Raw genomic sequence first — 14,883 nt, 5'->3', positions numbered from 1 at the left:
TTCCTTCCTCAGATTTTTATATGAAAGGCTACCAGGGCAATCGTCTCGGCAGCCTTTTTTTTGTAGGCGCCCTTCCTTGCAGAGGGTAAGGCACAGATGTAGAACGTTTGCAGTTCCTTTAAAGTAGTTTTTAGGCGATTTCTAAAAAAACGGCTGCAAAACAGAAAACCATGGAATGCTCCAATACCCCTTGTTTGCCCCGGTTTTAGAGCTAATTTTCTGAAAATACCGAGGAAACGGTTTCCTCTTGTTCAGGCATTTCGTTTGAACATTCTTTCACCAGCTGGTTGATTACGCGTTCCATCTGCTGCAGGAACAGGTGAACGTGGTAACCGTCGGCCAGGGCATGGTGCAGGGAAATACTCAAGGGTAGAATCACTTTCTCCGGCTGTACCTCCAGCTGTCCGAAAGCGATTTTGGGGACTCCGGCTTCCTGCGGGTTTACGGAATAGGCGTGCTCTATGCCACTCGATTTAAACCAAGGCAAGGTGGTGAGGTGCAGCAGATCAGGTCCCTGATGCCCAATGAACAGTTGCTTTCCGGCCTGAGCAGCGGTAATCAGTTTTCGGGAGTTGGCGCAGAATTCTTCCAGCGAAGGTTGGTGCGGCAAACTCACAAACGAGATGGAGTGGTCATGGCGCAGAACGGTGGTAGACAGGTCCAGCTCTTCGTAGAGGACCACGCCGTCACCCTCTAACCGCAGCCGGAAGCTTTCAGTAGCTCTGGCGGCTTCCAGGGTGGCGTACAAGTAACCCAAAAACACGGAGAGGTCCTGTTGCTTGCAAAGGCGGTACAACGGGGTAATGTCTACCTGGGTGTGCACGTTGAAAAACGGTTGGGTAAAGGTTCTGAAGAAGCGGAACTGCTCCTCGCGGGCCCAGCCCTCTACCGGGAAGGGACGTTTATTGTATTTCGAAGTCATAGGTTTCAATTCTCTTTTCAATTCTTTGGCGGTCCATCTTCGCGACCAGGGTTCCTTTCATCTGAATAAGGTTTTCTTCCTCTAACTGCCGCAGCAAGCGGTTTAAGTTCCGTTGTGACGTGCCCAACAGTTCAGAAAGCAGCGGTTTGGAGATCTGCAGCTCGTTCAGGCGGGAAAGCTCCCGCAGCACAATCAGCAGGGTATAATACAGCCGGTTGGTGTTCTGGATGGAGGTCTGCAGTGAGGTGTTCAGCATTTTAGAGGCCATGGAACGGTGCATAAGCAGGTTGAACTCCTGTTCCTGGGCCAGCATCAAAAGAAACTGTTCACGGCTGATGTGGAAGAACCGACACGCGGTCAGCGCCTGTACCGTGCAGAAATGCGGCATGTGCATGAGCGCTTCCACATCGCCCTCCACCTCGCCGGGGCCAAACACACCCAGGGTAAACTGTTGCCCGGCAGCCGTAGTTCTGGTCACTTTCACCAATCCGGATGCTAAAATGTAAACTCCCTTGGGCGCGGTGCCTTGCTGCAAAAGAATGTCCTGGGCCCCTAGGCTTACTTCCCTGACCTGGTAACGCTCCAACAGCGCCCCGCTGGTTTGCAGGAATAACGAGATCTTGGTGCGGTACTCGGTATAGAAATGCTCTTCCATGTCACAAACGTACGGCCTTATCAAAAGGCAGCAAAGGACATTTGTCTTGCCGAGTAAATTGATGGATTTTTCTACCTGTTGTCTGCTGAATTTAAGCGTCAGACGTTTGGGTTGTCAATAATTCAGACCAGCGTTTTGAAGCCGTATCTCAATACAAAGCCTTAAAACGGGAGGCCTGTTTTTGAGTTTCTATTCTTTCTCCAGTGTGGCAAGGGTATGGTCTACTTTGTCTAGCAGCGGCTGCAGGTCTTCTCTCAAGGCCTTTTGGTTGTACTTATAAATGAGGTAATTGATGATCGCCACTACTACCAAGTTAATGGACATGTGGGCGAGGTCTCTTCCTAAGCCGTAATAGTACAGTACTTGGCAGAAAGTAAAAGGCAATACATACCAGAACACTACCCGTTGTAACAACTTGACTTGTTCCTGCAAGTAGCGGCGGTACTGGTGCAGGTACTGGTCCAGGGGCATTGAGAAATCGGTGATGCGGTAGCGGGCTCCGCGTCTTAACTGGTAGATAAGCAACAGGCAGCAGGGAATGGTGAGCACCCAGCTAAGTTTTACCAAAGGCTGCGGAAACCAAAAGGCTAAACCCACTGAGATAGGGATAAGGGCGATGGCGCACCAGATCTCGCGCCGATCACGCTTCCGTATTTTCTCCTCTACATACTGTGCTTGCTCGGCTACTTCTTGCATAAGACTTTCTTTCTGGAGGTTTATTTGCGGAGTCGCCTGCGCTTTCTGCCACAAATCCTTGAGATCTTGATCTAGCATAGGGAAGGGCTTAAACAGGTGAACAATCTTTCTCTGATGCGTTTCATTTTCACGGCCACGTGGTTTTCGGTCAAGCCCGTCACGGCGGCAATTTCTTTGTAGGGCAGGTCTTCTAAGTACAGCAGCACAATAGAGCGGTCGCTTTCATTTAATTTCTGAATACAGGCGTGCAAGGCTTGAAGCCGCTCCTCGGTCTCTGGGTTAGCCGGAACCTCGGGCAGATTATAGAATTGAATACTGTCCATGGGGCGGGTATGCCTTTGCTCTTTTTTCATCTTGTGGCGGGCCTGCAAGCAAACGTTCAGGGCGATGCGATACACCCAGGTCCGCACCTGCGCCTCACCTCGAAAAGAAGGAAGGGAGCGCCATATTTGCAGCACCGTTTCCTGGAACAGGTCCTGCGCCTCTTCCTCTTTTTGGGCATACGAGCGGCAAATCCTGAAAATCCGTTCTTTGTCGGTTTCCAGCAGTTGCAGAAAAAGCGTCTCCAAATCAGGTTGCATGGGCAGTGGGTTAGCCGGGTTCAGTAAGTTAGTGGAAGAGGCTGACGCAATATGACAGAAAAGGAAAGAAAAATTATTTTAGCAGAGGAAAGGTGTTTAGAGGCTGGTTTCTTTGAAGCAAGGCAAAAACAAAAAAAAGGCCCGGAATGACCTTTCAGCTTTGGACTTAAGCTAAAAAGCCATTCCGGGCCTCATGTGTTTCAGGGCTGTTTTGAAGAGAACAGCCCTGAAAGCATTAGAAATCTTGATTCTGATAACTCCAGGTTTTGGAGGATGCTCCTTCCCGTATTACTCGGCGTACGGTTTGGCAGAACAGGTGCCATCTCCTAGGTTGAGGGTGCTTTGCTGGCCAGTGGTCATCTCAATCAAGATTTTGCCTTGAACCGGTCTGATGTTGGCCGGGGCAGCGCAGGATCTCTTCAGCAACACAGGGGAAACCAACGTCGCCTCAAATACCCCATGTTGTTTAATGCAGCTGTACTCGGCCTCATACAATTCCACCACATCGTCTGACGGGTCATAGAACGTGTCATGGCCTTCTTTCAGGTGAGACACCCGGTTAAGGGAATACCGGAAGGAACCACCGTTGGCCGGTATTGCCTGGGCGTTGCTGCTGACCATCCGGAGGGCGGAGGTTTTACCCGGCACCTGAATCATCTGGAACGCAAACGCTCCTTCCATCTTGGTGCCGTTCACCTGGTAATTATCCAGGTAGATCACCACTTCCAGGTTTGATTGGTTTCTGGTGTACATGATGATGCTGCCGCTGCGGGTTTTGCCATCTACGCAGGACGCACCCGAGAAAGTGAAGGTAGTTTCCAGTCCTTCTGGGGTATTCTCATTCTGGACGGTAGAGCACGCCAGGAAACTGCTGCCGTTGGGGTGGTTGCCTCTGGCCAGGAGTTCCATCTCGGTGGCCATCTGCTCTATCTGCAGCATGGATTGCCCCCACTCGTTGATGGGTTTGCCGGGCTGAGGTTGGGGTTGCTCGGGGGTGTCTTCTGAACAGGCAAACGAAAAGAACACGAGGGCTATGACGTAGGCCAGGGATTTCACAAGAGCTTTCATACACGTAAATTAATTTAAGTTGCTATTACAGGACCATGACTGCTGCCTTTCTAAAGCATTCGTCTTTTTGAAATTCCTCTAACAGACAGGCACTTGTGAGACTTGCCCCCATCCTTCTTTGGGGTTTTCGGCTGTAAGGGTACTTTTTAGGAATAAAGCCGGAAAAAGCCGCCCCCAACCAGAATGATTTATATGCATCTGGCTAGAAGCGGCTTAATAATGAGGTCTTTGGTTTTTCTGTAAACCCAACGGAAAAGAAAAATCCCGTTTAGGAGCCGTTAACATAAAACAGCCCCTAAACGGGATTTGAATACCGGCCGGGTTTTACTTCAACCGTTCGGCCAGGTCTTTTACGTCCTGGATAAATTGATCTACATAGGTGTCTGGCGTGGCCCAGGAAGTGATGATCCGGATGGCCGAAAATCCTTCCTGCATTTTCTTCCAGACAAAGAACCCATACTTTTTGGAGAGTTCCTGGATGAGGGCATCGGGCAGAATAGGAAAAATCTGGTTTGTCTCAGACTGGGTTAAAAACCCGTAGCCCATAGACTGCAGCTGGGTAGCGATACGCTGGGCTAATTCATTGGCGTGCCCCGACAGCTCAAACATCAGGTTATCGCGCAGCAGCTCGGCAAATTGAATTCCGAACAGCCTTCCTTTAGCCAAGAGCGCACCGCGTTGTTTGATGTAGTATTTGAAGTCTTTCCGGAGGCTTTCATTCCCGATCACGATGGCCTCTCCGATCAGACCGCCGCATTTGGTGGCGCCCAGGTAAAACAAGTCGGTGAGGGAGGCTATGTCGGCTAAAGTGAGATCGTTGCTGCGTGCCGTCAGGGCCATAGGTAACCGGGCGCCGTCCAGGTACAGGAGCAGGTTGTTTGACCGGCAGAAGGCAGAAAGGGCCTCCAGTTCCTGCTTGTGGTAAATGGTACCAATCTCGGTGGAGTTGGAGATATAAACAATGCGGGGCTTGACGGTATGGTACTCGGGAAACTTGTTGATGATAGGTTGAATGTCCTCGGGGCGCAGCTTACCGTCTAGGGTGGCCACGGTCTCTATCTTGTGGCCCGTGGCTTCAATGGCCCCCGCCTCGTGGTTGTTGATATGCCCGGTTTCGGCGGCGATCACCGATTCATACGATTTCAGGAAAGCGCTCAGCACAATCAGGTTAGCCAACGTGCCCCCGGCCACCAGATGTACGTCCAGATCAGGGCGCTGACATAGATTCTGGATGGCAGCCACCGATTCTTTCGTGAACTCATCGTTTCCGTACCCCGCCTGCTGCGACAGGTTAGATTCTGTTAACCTCTGAAGGATGTTGGGGTGGCAGCCTTCGCTGTAATCATTGGTGAAGCTGTAAAGCATGACGGCGTTTTTAGATACACTATACTAACCCCAAAGATACGGCTGAAAATCAACAAGCCGCAGGTGAACAGCACGTAAGTCCTGCGGTCCTTTCCTGTTTTAAGGCGGTTCTGTTTATTTCACTCCTAAAGCAGGGTGACCGGGGACTGGTAGGCTGCTTGATGACATGTAAGGCAATGTTTTGCTTCGCCCTCAGACAGGCCTGAATTTCTTTTCCATTCACCCCAATTCTGTAAAATCCGTTTTAGGGAGCATAACCATTCTCAACGCAATAACCATGAACTACAAATTATTAGCCGATACCGGGGTGCTAGTCTCGGAACTATGCCTGGGGGCTATGACCTTTGGCGGGGGCGAGAACTCCGGTATCTGGTCCCAGATTGGCAAGCTGCAGCAAGACGAAGTAAAAGACCTGCTCAGGACTGCCGCTGATGCCGGCATTAACTTCATTGACACCGCCAACGTGTATTCCTTCGGGCAGTCTGAGTTGCTGCTGGGAGAAGGGCTTCGGCAAGTGGGCCTTAACCGGAACGACTTGTTTATCGCCACCAAGGTGCGCGGCAAGATGGGTGAGGGGGTGAACCAACAAGGCTTGTCGCGTTACCACGTGTTCTAGTCAGTAGACGAGAGTTTGCAACGCCTGCAGATGGACCACATTGACCTGCTGTATGTGCACGGCGTAGACGAGGCAATGTCTGTGGAGCAGATTGTGCAAACCCTGCACGATGTGGTCATGACGGGTAAGGTACGCTATGTGGGCGTGTGTAACTGGCCCGCCTGGATGGTCATGAAAGCAATTGCCATTGCCCGGCAGCACGGCTGGCACCAGTTTAAAGCCATGCAGTACTTCTACACGCCCGCTAACCGCGACTCTGAGCGTGATCTACTACCTTTGGCGCTGGACCAGAACCTGGCCTTTATGCCCTGGAGCCCGTTGGCCGGTGGATTTCTGTCCGGTAAGTTCACCCGCGACAAAACCAACACCGGCGGAGACTCGCGCCGCGATACCTTCGACTTCCCCATCATAGACAAGGAGAAGGCCTATGACATCATTGATGTTCTGATCCAGATTGGTGAGCGGCATGGCGTTTCGGCAGCGGAGGTGACCTTGGCTTGGGTGCGGCAGCAACCGGGCGTGACCAGCACCATCATTGGGGCTAAGAAACCGGAGCAGTTGACTTCCAACATCCACTCCACCACTGTTCACCTCACCCAGGAGGAGATCCAGCAGATCAATGCCGCCAGCCAACATGAGACCGGGTACCCCAACTGGATGGTAGAACGCCAGGGGATGGGGCGTTTTCCCCAAGCCAAATAAGCTGACCACCTTTCGTTTAGGCAGATTAGTTTATAAGCCACTTCGGGGCAGTTTTCTATAAAATTGCCCCGAAGCGGCTTTGTGGTAAGTACACTATCAGTATTTAAAATTCAACCTTTCAGCCAAGCCAAAGCGGTTTTCACATCTCTGAACTCCTGGTATTGCATGGCAAACGTGAAGGTGTGGGTGAGTTCCTGGGTGAGATGCTGGGTGCGTCTTTCTTTCTCCGGATTCCCGGAGGCGACCCGGGCCATCTTTTGGACGCGGGTGGTCTGTAAATCCTGGCTGAATTGGTAGGAAACCTGTTTGTGTTCCTGCTCAGAAACCTCCAGTTTGTTGTGGCTGGCATCAACCAACAGTTTCTTGATGTCATAATGCTTCAGCGTGTCAATGACTTTCTTGAGCGAGTGGTGGATTTCCGGCAAGGTGAACCCTGTCAAGTCAGGCCACTCCATGGAGAGGATATCAGTGGTTACATCATAATGTAACTCAACCAAGCTATCTTTGAGGAGCACCATGCTGTATCTGGGATTTGGGGCTACATTCTTGCCTGAAGGTGACTACCAAGCGGGGCAGGGTTGCTACCCAGGGCACCATGATAATTACCTATTTTACTATTCCCATGATTACGATTTATTATAACAACCGTTGTAGCAAAAGCCGCCAGACGCTGGATTTACTTAAGACCCAAAGGCAAGAGGTACAGGTGGTTTCTTATCTGACGGACACTCCCTCGGTAGAAGAACTGCGCGCGCTTCTAAACAAACTGAAGATGGGCCCTGAAGATATCATCCGGAAAGGGGAGAAGCTGTACAAAGAGGTGTACGCCACTCAACACCTGACCACCGAGGAATGGCTACAGGTACTTTCCCAGAACCCGGTACTCATTGAAAGGCCCATTGTAGTGAACGGAGACAAAGCCGTGATTGGCCGTCCGCCCGAAAACGTGCTCTCTATTCTCTAAGACCCGGCGCCACGGCGGGGGCTTCATCAGGCACCGGAACCAGGTTCTGGGCGGGAACTTCGGTATTTAACTGTAGGTCATGCCTTGAAAGGGATCTAACCGCCAAGAAAACGCTGACTGCCGTTAACACCGCCCCCATCAGGAAAGGAGCCCCCGGGAAATAAACCGGGGCTGCCTGGCTGGTGAAATAGGCAAACAGGTACGTCATAAGTGGAGGACCTACAATAGAGGTAGCACTTACCAGGCTGGTTAAGCCTCCCTGCAGTTCTCCTTGCTCGTTGGCGGGTACCTGCGTTGAGATGATGCCCTGTAAGGCCGGCCCCGCAATGCCTCCTAAGCAATACGGCACCAGAAAAGCAAACATCATCCAGGATTTGGTGGCAAACGCAAACAGCAGAAATCCCAAAGCATACAGCGCCAACCCATAGTACACCGATCGTTTTGGCCCCAGCGCCGGGTTGATGTACCTTATAAGGCCGCCCTGCACAATGGCCACCATCAACCCCACAAAGCCTAAGGAGTAGCCCACCCAGGCCTCGTTCCACTTAAACTTCTCCATGGTGTAATAAGACCAGGTGCTTTGCGTAGAGTGCGCCGCGATGTACACGAAAATAAGGGAGCCCACCAAGCCGGCAATCACCGGGTACCGCTTCAACTGCAGTAAAGAACCTACCGGGTTGGCCCGTTTCAGGTTAAACGGACGTCTATTCTCTGGAGCCAATGATTCTGGTAAAACGAAAAACCCGTACAGCCAATTAAGCAGCGTAAGGGCGGCAGCGGCGTAGAAGGGTACCCGTGCCCCAAACTGCCCCAACACTCCGCCAATGACCGGGCCAATGATAAACCCCACCCCGAAGGCGGCCCCTACCATACCAAAGTTCTGGGCCCTTTTCTCAGGGGTGCTGATGTCGGCTATGTAGGCCGTGGCAGTGGTCATGCTGGCTCCGGTAATCCCCGCTATGATTCTCCCTACAAAGAGCCAGGCGATGTTAGGTGCCAAAGCCAGCAGGATGTAGTCAATCCCGAATCCGAAGAGCGAGAACAGCAAAACCGGCCGGCGCCCAAACCGGTCAGACAAATTGCCGAGAACCGGTGAAAACAGGAACTGGGTCATGGAGAAGGCGAACATAAGCCAGCCCCCATACAAAGAAGCATCGCTTAAGCTCCCGTTGATCAATTCACTGATCAGTTTAGGAAGCACCGGAATGATAATCCCAAACCCGATGACATCAATTAGCAGGGTGACGAAGATGAACCCTAACGCAGCTTTCCGTTGACCTTTCATAGCAAAACAATGATCCCCAATATTGGCTATAAAGTTTGGAATAAGGGAAATGAAAGGCAAAAATAACCTAAGTAATCAGTGCAATAGTTACTTAGCATAGTACAGGGGGTAAAAATTGATCGAGGAAAACGGAAGTTTAAACCGGTAATTGCCTGCTCTCATCTAAAATGTTTTACAAGAAGGAGTTAAAGGCACATATTTGTTTGAACAAAGAAAAACAACATTAAATATTAGAATATGAAAAACAAATTACTCACCTTAGCCTTCTCTTTCATGTTCCTGAGTGCATCCCAAGCGGATACACCTCCTACCGTTACGTCGGTAGCCCGTGAAATCGTTAATGCCTTGCAAATGAATGAGGCTCATTATGTGAAAATCATGAACCTGGAACTCGCCAGAAGAGCAGAAGCGAGTGTCGCCGGGGCAGATGTTGCTTCCATTAACAAAAAATACTCCGCCGCTTTGCTGGAGTTATTGAATGAAGAGCAGCAAAAAGTGTATATGGCTTTCGCGAAAGAGCACCCTAATATGCAGTTGGCCCAATTGTAAGAGCCCAACCCTAGCAAACAATACCAGACCTGCTCCTCAAGAGCAGGTTTTGTTTTTTAGGCTGGTTTAGGGTAGGCGCTAGTTCTGCAGAAGCCATTTAAGGGCTAATGGTTCATTTGAAAATGATTCCAGGTCAAAAGGGGTGAGAAGTTCCTGTTTAAGGGAACTGGTGACCTTGGCCGATCTTACCTCGTGGGCTGGGGTAGGAGTACCAACGCGGGCAATCTTCTGGAGCCGGGTTTTCTTAAGGTCGGTGAAGAATTTAGCCACCATCTGCTGGTAAGTAGTGTCATCCAGGTCGTGCAGCAGGGTGTTACTGCTATTTAGGAGCAGCTTTTTCACGTCATAGCTCTGAATATAGCCGGCAATGGTGTCTAATGACCGTTGCAATTCAGAGACCCCTATGTGGTGGGTATTGGGTAAAGTGACCTGCAGCACATCGGAGGCCGGATTATAGTCTAACCGGATTAGACCATTTTGATAAAGAATCATGGAAGGCGTTTGGACAACAAAGAAATGGAATCTACTTCAAAGTTTAACCATTTAGCCCAACTCAAATAATTCCTTCCGTAGCTTGTGAAGCAAAGCGCTTTTAGATTTGTAGCCTTTTTATCTAAATGGCCTAAAAAGAAGAAATCCCCACTCTACCGAACAGGCCGAGTTGGGGATTTAGTTGGAGTAGAAAACTTACAAGGACCGTAACCAGTTTTTTATTTCGTGTTCGGTTTTCCCTAGCTTTTGCTGAAGTCTTCCAAGCCATTTATCTTCCTGACCTTCCTCGTACGTTAAATCGTCATCGGTGAGGTCTCCGTAAGCCATTTTCATTTTTCCTTTCATCTCGTTCCAGGTACCTCTGGTTCTATATTCACCTTCGTGGGTGTTTAATCCGTCGTTCGTGCTCATGTATGTATATGGTTAGATATAGGAATGTACTTATATACGCAGAAGACGAACGCAGGGTTGGTTCCAGCCAGGACCCACCACGTGACAAGCTGACCTTTATAAAGATATAAAAATTAATCAAAGAAAGAAACGGGATGGAAGCAAGGTTTTAAGGAAAAACTAGCTTTTTAACCCTTTTAGGAAATCTTTTAATGAAACGGGGTCTTTGAAGTCGGTGAGGGCATAGTCCAGGTGCTGTATCTCTTCGCGCAATCCTTTTTTAGCGCTTCTGAACTTGGCCTCCATTTGCTTTGGAGTGCCGCCAAACTCATTATACAGCTGCGCATCGGGGCCCATGTAGTAGTTGCTCTGCTCATCTTCCATCTCCTGGATCTGCTCCTGCAGCAGGTGTACGTAGTAGGTGAGTTGGTCTTGTGGTACCTGGGTTAACAACTGCTCCTGCTCATGCATAAACTCCATCTGCAGGCGTAGCAACTCAAAGAAGTCGTCCTGGTGGTAAGCAATAGTCACTTTTTTCATGGCCTCTTCTTTCCAGAGCCGGGCGGTGGCATCCCTTTCCCGATCAGGGTGCAGGAGCTTGGCCAAGGTGGTATACAGGCGCCGGCTGGCTTTGCTGATGTTCTGGAGCTGGGCTTTCAGTTTTGCTTCTTTGGCCTGCTGGGCCTTTGACTTTTGCCGATGTGCCCGTTGGGCATCCCGTTTTTCCTGCTCTTCCTGCATCTGCTGTTCCAGTTTGGCCTGGAATGCCTGCAAGTCGGCTAGATCTTCCAGGTTCACATCCAGGCCCAGCACGTTTTTGAGCAGATTTTGGGTTTCTGCCTTTGTTTCGTTGAGGTTGTTTTCAGGGGAGGTTACCGGATGCCTGTAGCGGTGCAGCAGTGGGCTTAATTCCTCAGCGCCATAATGGTCCACCAAGGCCGAGGCTTGTTCTGTTATGAAAGCGGCAAGTTTTTCCTTCTCCAGCCGCGGAAAGTCTTCCTGGTGGTAGGCTTCATCCAGGAGGTGCACCAAAGCCACTCGGCGCTTCACCATCTCTTGGATCAAGGGCTGAATTTCTTTCTGTACCCGTGCCCGCGCTATCTCGGTGATTCTTGCCCGTTCCGCCAGCTGCGATTTTAAATTGTTAATGGTTTGGATGCTGTCGTTGAATTGTTGCTGCAGTTGGGAAAGAGAGGCTTTTTCCTGTGGGGTGAATTGGGGGAGGTGTTCAGAGGTTGACATGAGGGTGGAAGTGGTGATGCGGTGAAACGGGGTTTACTTAGCGGTTTGCGCGGGTAGGGTGCACGTGTAATTTGCTTGGGCTGGCGTGGCACCGCAGGTTCTATTGTTGCATAAGCTGTATTGTTGCATAGTTTCTTTTGGTGCGCTCAAGGCCGCGGGGCCTCGTCTTCCTGCCTCGCGCCTTTGTTTTAGCCTTGGCCGGTTGGCCTGCCTGCGGCACCAGGTCTAAAACAAAGGCGCTCTGCCGAAAGACTGGAAAAGGGTTCTTCCAACTTGAAGTTGCATAGGAGAATGGTTGTTTTGAAAGCTAGACTTCTCCTTTTGAAGGTGATGTTGTCATTTGCCTAACTATGCCTTCTAAGTAGTTGGAGAAGATAAATCAAGGCATGTCTTAACTCACCTCTTTTTCTCTGCAAATACATGCGGTTACTAGTAAGGGCACCCACAAGAGGTGCCCCTACAATGTTCTTCCAAAACCTGCCAAAATCTAATAAGACCGCCAGTGCCCTGCTGTTTTTAAGACTCAGTTAACCTACGCTTTTACTGGGATCTGTTTCAGGGTCTCTAGCAGGAAACGCCAGTACTTCTGGACAGAGCTGATCTGGACTTTCTCGTCGGGGGAGTGGGCGCCGGTGATGTTGGGGCCGAAAGAGATCATTTCCATGTGGGGGTAATGCGTGCCCAGGATACCGCACTCTAAGCCGGCGTGGCAGGCGTTCACGTGGGGTTGTTCCTGGAACATCTGCTGGTAGAGGTTGGTCATGGTCTTCACGATGGTAGCCTCTGGGTTTGGGGTCCAGCCGGGGTAAGAGCCTTTCTGAGTGACGCTGGCACCCGCCAGTTCAAAGGTGCTCTGGATCGCTTGGGCCAAGTCTGCTTTCTCTGTGTCCACCGAGGAACGGGTAAGGCACTGGATGGAGTAAGAGCCGTCTTTCACCAGCACGCGCGCCAGGTTGTTGGAGGTTTGCACCAATCCTTGGATGGCCGGGCTCATGCGGTGAATGCCGTTGGGGCAGGCGTACAAAGCCCGCAGCAACTGGTTCTGGAAATCATATGAAATCGCGAAGGAAGGCAGGTCAATGGGCTCGGCCTGTAACTGAATGTTAGCATCGGTCAGGTCGTACTCACTTTGCAGGATTTCGGCCTGTTTTAAGATAAACTGCTCAAAAACTTCGGCTTTGGCTTCAGGCACCGCTACCTCGGCGAATGACTCGCGAGGAATAGCATTGCGCAAGCTTCCTCCGTCAATGCTGTACACACGGGCGTTGAATTTGGAAGCGGCCTGGTATAGAACACGGTTCATTAGTTTATTGGCGTTTCCGCGGCCCAGGTGGATGTCCATGCCCGAGTGCCCGCCGGTGAGGCCGGTAATACTTATGCGATAGCCCGCAAAGTCAAACGGGATGTGCTCCTCGTTGTAAGAACCGGTAGCGGTCACATCCACGCCGCCGGCGCAGCCAATGGTGAGCTCGCGGTCATCCTCAGTGTCCAGGTTCAGGAGAATGGTGCCGGTAAGCAAGCCGCCTTTGAGGCCCATAGCGCCGGTCATACCCGTTTCTTCGTCAATGGTGAACAAACACTCTAATGGCGGGTGAGCGATGTCACGCGAGGTAAGCAAAGCCATGAGGGTAGCTACGCCAATGCCGTTATCAGCGCCCAGCGTGGTGCCTTTGGCTTTGACCCAATCGCCATCCACGTACATCTGGATGCCCTGGCTTTCGAAATCAAAGTCGGTATCGGCGTTTTTCTGGTGCACCATGTCCAGGTGGCTTTGCAGCACCACGGTTTGGCGGTCTTCCATGCCCGGCGAGGCGGGTTTCCGGATGATGACATTGCCCACCTCGTCGGTGATGGTGTCAAAACCCTGGCTGTTCCCAAAGTCCTGGATGAACTTGATTACGCGTTCTTCTTTCTTTGACGGACGGGGCACGGCGTTTAATGCCGCGAAGTGTTGCCACAGGGCCTGAGGTTCTAAGGATTCTATCTGAGTGCTCATATAATCGTTTGCATTTGCCCGGATGGAAGCAGGAAAGCCTCGGTCTGGAGCGGGTAGGGTTGTCTTCCTAAAGTAAAGGTAATAAACAGTACGGATACCTGCCGGGCAAAGGTGCCTTAATTCGGGTCATCGTTTAGGAGATGGTTTCAAAAAAGTAAGCCCTAAACGGATAGGTCCCATCCCGATTATTCAGGTTTGAATCTGTGCCGAACGGAACAAGTTGGCCTTGAAAGAGTAAAACCCGGATAGAATTCGTGTGAAATTTAACTTGAAGTTTAATGGCAAAACAAATGAAGGCTGCTTTCTATGAAGCATTTGGCGGCCCTGAGAATATAAAAATTGGTGAATTGGAAATACCCCAACTGCAGGAGGGTGAGGTGTTGGTGCGCGTGAAGGCCGCCGGGGTAAACCCGGTAGACAATGCGGTGATGGCTGGTTGGTTAAGCAGCAAAATTCCGGTTCATTTTCCGGCCATTCCCGGGTGGGATGTGGCGGGTGTGGTGGAAGACCGTGGTTTCAGCGCCCGCCGGTTCAACATGGGCGACGAGGTGTACGCCTATGCCCGCCGGCCTATGGTGCAGCACGGAACTTTCGCTGAGTACATGGTCATCCCCGAGAGTTACCTGGCGCATCGGCCTAAGAACCTGAGTTTTGAAGAAACCGCCGGTATCCCGTTGGTGGGCCTGACGGCGTATCAGTCCATGTTTGATGCCGGACACTTACAGGCTGGCCAGACCGTGCTCATCCTAGGCGCCTCTGGCGGAATCGGGAACCTGGGTATTCAATTAGCCAAGTGGAAAGGCGCCACCGTCATTGGAGTCGCCAGCCAGAAAAACCACGCGTTCATGCAAGAGCTGGGTGCTGACCATACCGTGGATTATAACGGCACTCACGTGGGGGAGGCGGTGAAGCAGCTGGTCCCCGAAGGGGTAGACCTCATCTTTGATGCCGCCAGCGGCGATACCCTGCAGCAAAGCTTAGTTGCCCTGAAACCCGGCGGCAAGCTGGTCTCCATCCTGAATACCGGCGAAGACCTGGATAAAAGCATTGATTTCCAATACGTCTTTGTGGAACCCAACTCCACTCAGTTGGAACACTTGCGGGAATTGGCCGAGGGCGGACTCCTGAAAGTACACGTCAGTGAGAGGTATTCCTTAGACCAGGCCGCGGAAGCTTTGCAACAGATTGCCAGCCACCATACCACCGGTAAAATGGTAGTGGTGCCGTAATACCCAAAAGTGTAGGGGAAATCCCTTGTGGTTGCACTTTTTGAGCAAGGTAGTACAATGCAGAAGGGCAACCACAAGGGATTGCCCCTACCTCAGCTATTATTTATAAACCTTTTATGGCGCGGAAGTAA

The 14,883-nt window shown here is 51.0% G+C and carries 15 protein-coding genes and 1 pseudogene; 4 read left to right on the top strand and 12 right to left on the bottom strand.

Features of this window, described 5'->3' with window-relative positions; translation table 11 throughout:
• Positions 1–211: 211 nt before the first annotated feature.
• The 6 genes from ACW9SV_RS20755 to ACW9SV_RS20730 form a co-directional block, all read right to left on the bottom strand.
• Positions 212–922, bottom strand: a complete 711-nt coding sequence (locus ACW9SV_RS20755) for a CatA-like O-acetyltransferase (RefSeq protein WP_479558692.1) — start codon at positions 920–922, stop codon at positions 212–214.
• Positions 903–1,577, bottom strand: coding sequence for a Crp/Fnr family transcriptional regulator (locus tag ACW9SV_RS20750; RefSeq protein ID WP_479558691.1), 675 nt, complete (start codon positions 1,575–1,577; stop codon positions 903–905). Before ACW9SV_RS20750 ends, ACW9SV_RS20755 begins: the two co-directional genes overlap by 20 nt.
• A gap of 189 nt (positions 1,578–1,766) precedes the next feature.
• Positions 1,767–2,351 carry a hypothetical protein gene (locus ACW9SV_RS20745; protein WP_479558690.1) on the bottom strand — a complete coding sequence of 195 codons (585 nt, stop codon included), beginning with the start codon at positions 2,349–2,351 and terminating at the stop codon, positions 1,767–1,769.
• Complete coding sequence (locus ACW9SV_RS20740; RefSeq protein WP_479558689.1) at positions 2,345–2,854, bottom strand: RNA polymerase sigma factor; 510 nt, start codon at positions 2,852–2,854, stop codon at positions 2,345–2,347. The genes ACW9SV_RS20745 and ACW9SV_RS20740 overlap by 7 nt, the downstream gene beginning before the upstream one ends.
• A gap of 288 nt (positions 2,855–3,142) precedes the next feature.
• Positions 3,143–3,922 (bottom strand): hypothetical protein, encoded by a 780-nt coding sequence (locus tag ACW9SV_RS20735; RefSeq protein ID WP_479558688.1) that lies wholly within the window; start codon positions 3,920–3,922, stop codon positions 3,143–3,145.
• Between the two features lie 324 nt (positions 3,923–4,246).
• On the bottom strand, positions 4,247–5,287 hold the full coding sequence (locus ACW9SV_RS20730) for a threonine aldolase family protein (protein WP_479558687.1): 1,041 nt from the start codon (positions 5,285–5,287) through the stop codon (positions 4,247–4,249).
• A gap of 277 nt (positions 5,288–5,564) precedes the next feature.
• On the opposite strand from ACW9SV_RS20730, the pseudogene ACW9SV_RS20725 reads away from it, so the two are divergent.
• Positions 5,565–6,605: pseudogene (locus ACW9SV_RS20725) on the top strand (aldo/keto reductase).
• Between the two features lie 110 nt (positions 6,606–6,715).
• On the opposite strand, the gene ACW9SV_RS20720 reads toward ACW9SV_RS20725, so the two are convergent.
• On the bottom strand, positions 6,716–7,123 hold the full coding sequence (locus ACW9SV_RS20720) for a hypothetical protein (RefSeq protein ID WP_479558686.1): 408 nt from the start codon (positions 7,121–7,123) through the stop codon (positions 6,716–6,718).
• 104 nt (positions 7,124–7,227) lie between these two features.
• On the opposite strand from ACW9SV_RS20720, the gene arsC reads away from it, so the two are divergent.
• The gene (gene arsC / locus ACW9SV_RS20715) at positions 7,228–7,569 is read left to right on the top strand and encodes an arsenate reductase (glutaredoxin) (protein ID WP_479558685.1); all 342 of its coding nucleotides are present in this window, start codon (positions 7,228–7,230) and stop codon (positions 7,567–7,569) included.
• On the opposite strand, the gene ACW9SV_RS20710 is transcribed toward arsC, so the two are convergent.
• Positions 7,559–8,854, bottom strand: a complete 1,296-nt coding sequence (locus ACW9SV_RS20710) for a TCR/Tet family MFS transporter (protein ID WP_479558684.1) — start codon at positions 8,852–8,854, stop codon at positions 7,559–7,561. The two genes, arsC and ACW9SV_RS20710, sit on opposite strands and share 11 nt — an antisense overlap.
• A 237-nt stretch (positions 8,855–9,091) precedes the next feature.
• On the opposite strand from ACW9SV_RS20710, the gene ACW9SV_RS20705 reads away from it, so the two are divergent.
• Positions 9,092–9,403: a hypothetical protein gene (locus ACW9SV_RS20705; RefSeq protein ID WP_479558683.1), complete on the top strand. Its 312-nt coding sequence runs from the start codon at positions 9,092–9,094 to the stop codon at positions 9,401–9,403.
• Positions 9,404–9,481: 78 nt separating this feature from the next.
• Here the strand turns inward: ACW9SV_RS20705 and ACW9SV_RS20700 are convergent, their stop codons facing one another.
• From ACW9SV_RS20700 to ACW9SV_RS20685, 4 genes are all read right to left on the bottom strand, one after another.
• Positions 9,482–9,895 (bottom strand): hypothetical protein, encoded by a 414-nt coding sequence (locus ACW9SV_RS20700; RefSeq protein WP_479558682.1) that lies wholly within the window; start codon positions 9,893–9,895, stop codon positions 9,482–9,484.
• A 195-nt stretch (positions 9,896–10,090) separates the two neighbouring features.
• Positions 10,091–10,306, bottom strand: a complete 216-nt coding sequence (locus ACW9SV_RS20695) for a CsbD family protein (protein WP_479558681.1) — start codon at positions 10,304–10,306, stop codon at positions 10,091–10,093.
• 159 nt (positions 10,307–10,465) lie between these two features.
• The gene (locus tag ACW9SV_RS20690; protein WP_479558680.1) at positions 10,466–11,527 is read right to left on the bottom strand and encodes a J domain-containing protein; all 1,062 of its coding nucleotides are present in this window, start codon (positions 11,525–11,527) and stop codon (positions 10,466–10,468) included.
• Positions 11,528–12,059: 532 nt separating this feature from the next.
• Positions 12,060–13,523 carry an aminoacyl-histidine dipeptidase gene (locus ACW9SV_RS20685; RefSeq protein WP_479558679.1) on the bottom strand — a complete coding sequence of 488 codons (1,464 nt, stop codon included), beginning with the start codon at positions 13,521–13,523 and terminating at the stop codon, positions 12,060–12,062.
• 278 nt (positions 13,524–13,801) lie between these two features.
• Here ACW9SV_RS20685 and ACW9SV_RS20680 point away from each other — a divergent pair, with 278 nt between their 5' ends.
• Positions 13,802–14,752, top strand: a complete 951-nt coding sequence (locus tag ACW9SV_RS20680; RefSeq protein WP_479558678.1) for an NADP-dependent oxidoreductase — start codon at positions 13,802–13,804, stop codon at positions 14,750–14,752.
• Positions 14,753–14,883: the final 131 nt, after the last annotated feature.

The organism is Rufibacter sp. JT20002 (genome assembly GCF_056491185.1).
This window is presented reverse-complemented; position numbering and strand designations above follow the sequence as displayed.

Bases quoted from the DNA above. Each gene is read 5' to 3' on its own strand.
- ACW9SV_RS20705 (WP_479558683.1), top strand. From the start codon at position 9,092: ATGAAAAACAAATTACTCACCTTAGCCTTCTCTTTCATGTTCCTGAGT.
- ACW9SV_RS20690 (WP_479558680.1), bottom strand. From the start codon at position 11,527: ATGTCAACCTCTGAACACCTCCCCCAATTCACCCCACAGGAAAAAGCC.
- ACW9SV_RS20735 (WP_479558688.1), bottom strand. From the start codon at position 3,922: ATGAAAGCTCTTGTGAAATCCCTGGCCTACGTCATAGCCCTCGTGTTC.
- arsC (WP_479558685.1), top strand. From the start codon at position 7,228: ATGATTACGATTTATTATAACAACCGTTGTAGCAAAAGCCGCCAGACG.
- ACW9SV_RS20740 (WP_479558689.1), bottom strand. From the start codon at position 2,854: ATGCAACCTGATTTGGAGACGCTTTTTCTGCAACTGCTGGAAACCGAC.
- ACW9SV_RS20710 (WP_479558684.1), bottom strand. From the start codon at position 8,854: ATGAAAGGTCAACGGAAAGCTGCGTTAGGGTTCATCTTCGTCACCCTG.
- ACW9SV_RS20720 (WP_479558686.1), bottom strand. From the start codon at position 7,123: ATGGTGCTCCTCAAAGATAGCTTGGTTGAGTTACATTATGATGTAACC.
- ACW9SV_RS20700 (WP_479558682.1), bottom strand. From the start codon at position 9,895: ATGATTCTTTATCAAAATGGTCTAATCCGGTTAGACTATAATCCGGCC.
- ACW9SV_RS20730 (WP_479558687.1), bottom strand. From the start codon at position 5,287: ATGCTTTACAGCTTCACCAATGATTACAGCGAAGGCTGCCACCCCAAC.
- ACW9SV_RS20685 (WP_479558679.1), bottom strand. From the start codon at position 13,523: ATGAGCACTCAGATAGAATCCTTAGAACCTCAGGCCCTGTGGCAACAC.
- ACW9SV_RS20750 (WP_479558691.1), bottom strand. From the start codon at position 1,577: ATGGAAGAGCATTTCTATACCGAGTACCGCACCAAGATCTCGTTATTC.
- ACW9SV_RS20695 (WP_479558681.1), bottom strand. From the start codon at position 10,306: ATGAGCACGAACGACGGATTAAACACCCACGAAGGTGAATATAGAACC.
- ACW9SV_RS20755 (WP_479558692.1), bottom strand. From the start codon at position 922: ATGACTTCGAAATACAATAAACGTCCCTTCCCGGTAGAGGGCTGGGCC.
- ACW9SV_RS20680 (WP_479558678.1), top strand. From the start codon at position 13,802: ATGGCAAAACAAATGAAGGCTGCTTTCTATGAAGCATTTGGCGGCCCT.
- ACW9SV_RS20745 (WP_479558690.1), bottom strand. From the start codon at position 2,351: ATGCTAGATCAAGATCTCAAGGATTTGTGGCAGAAAGCGCAGGCGACT.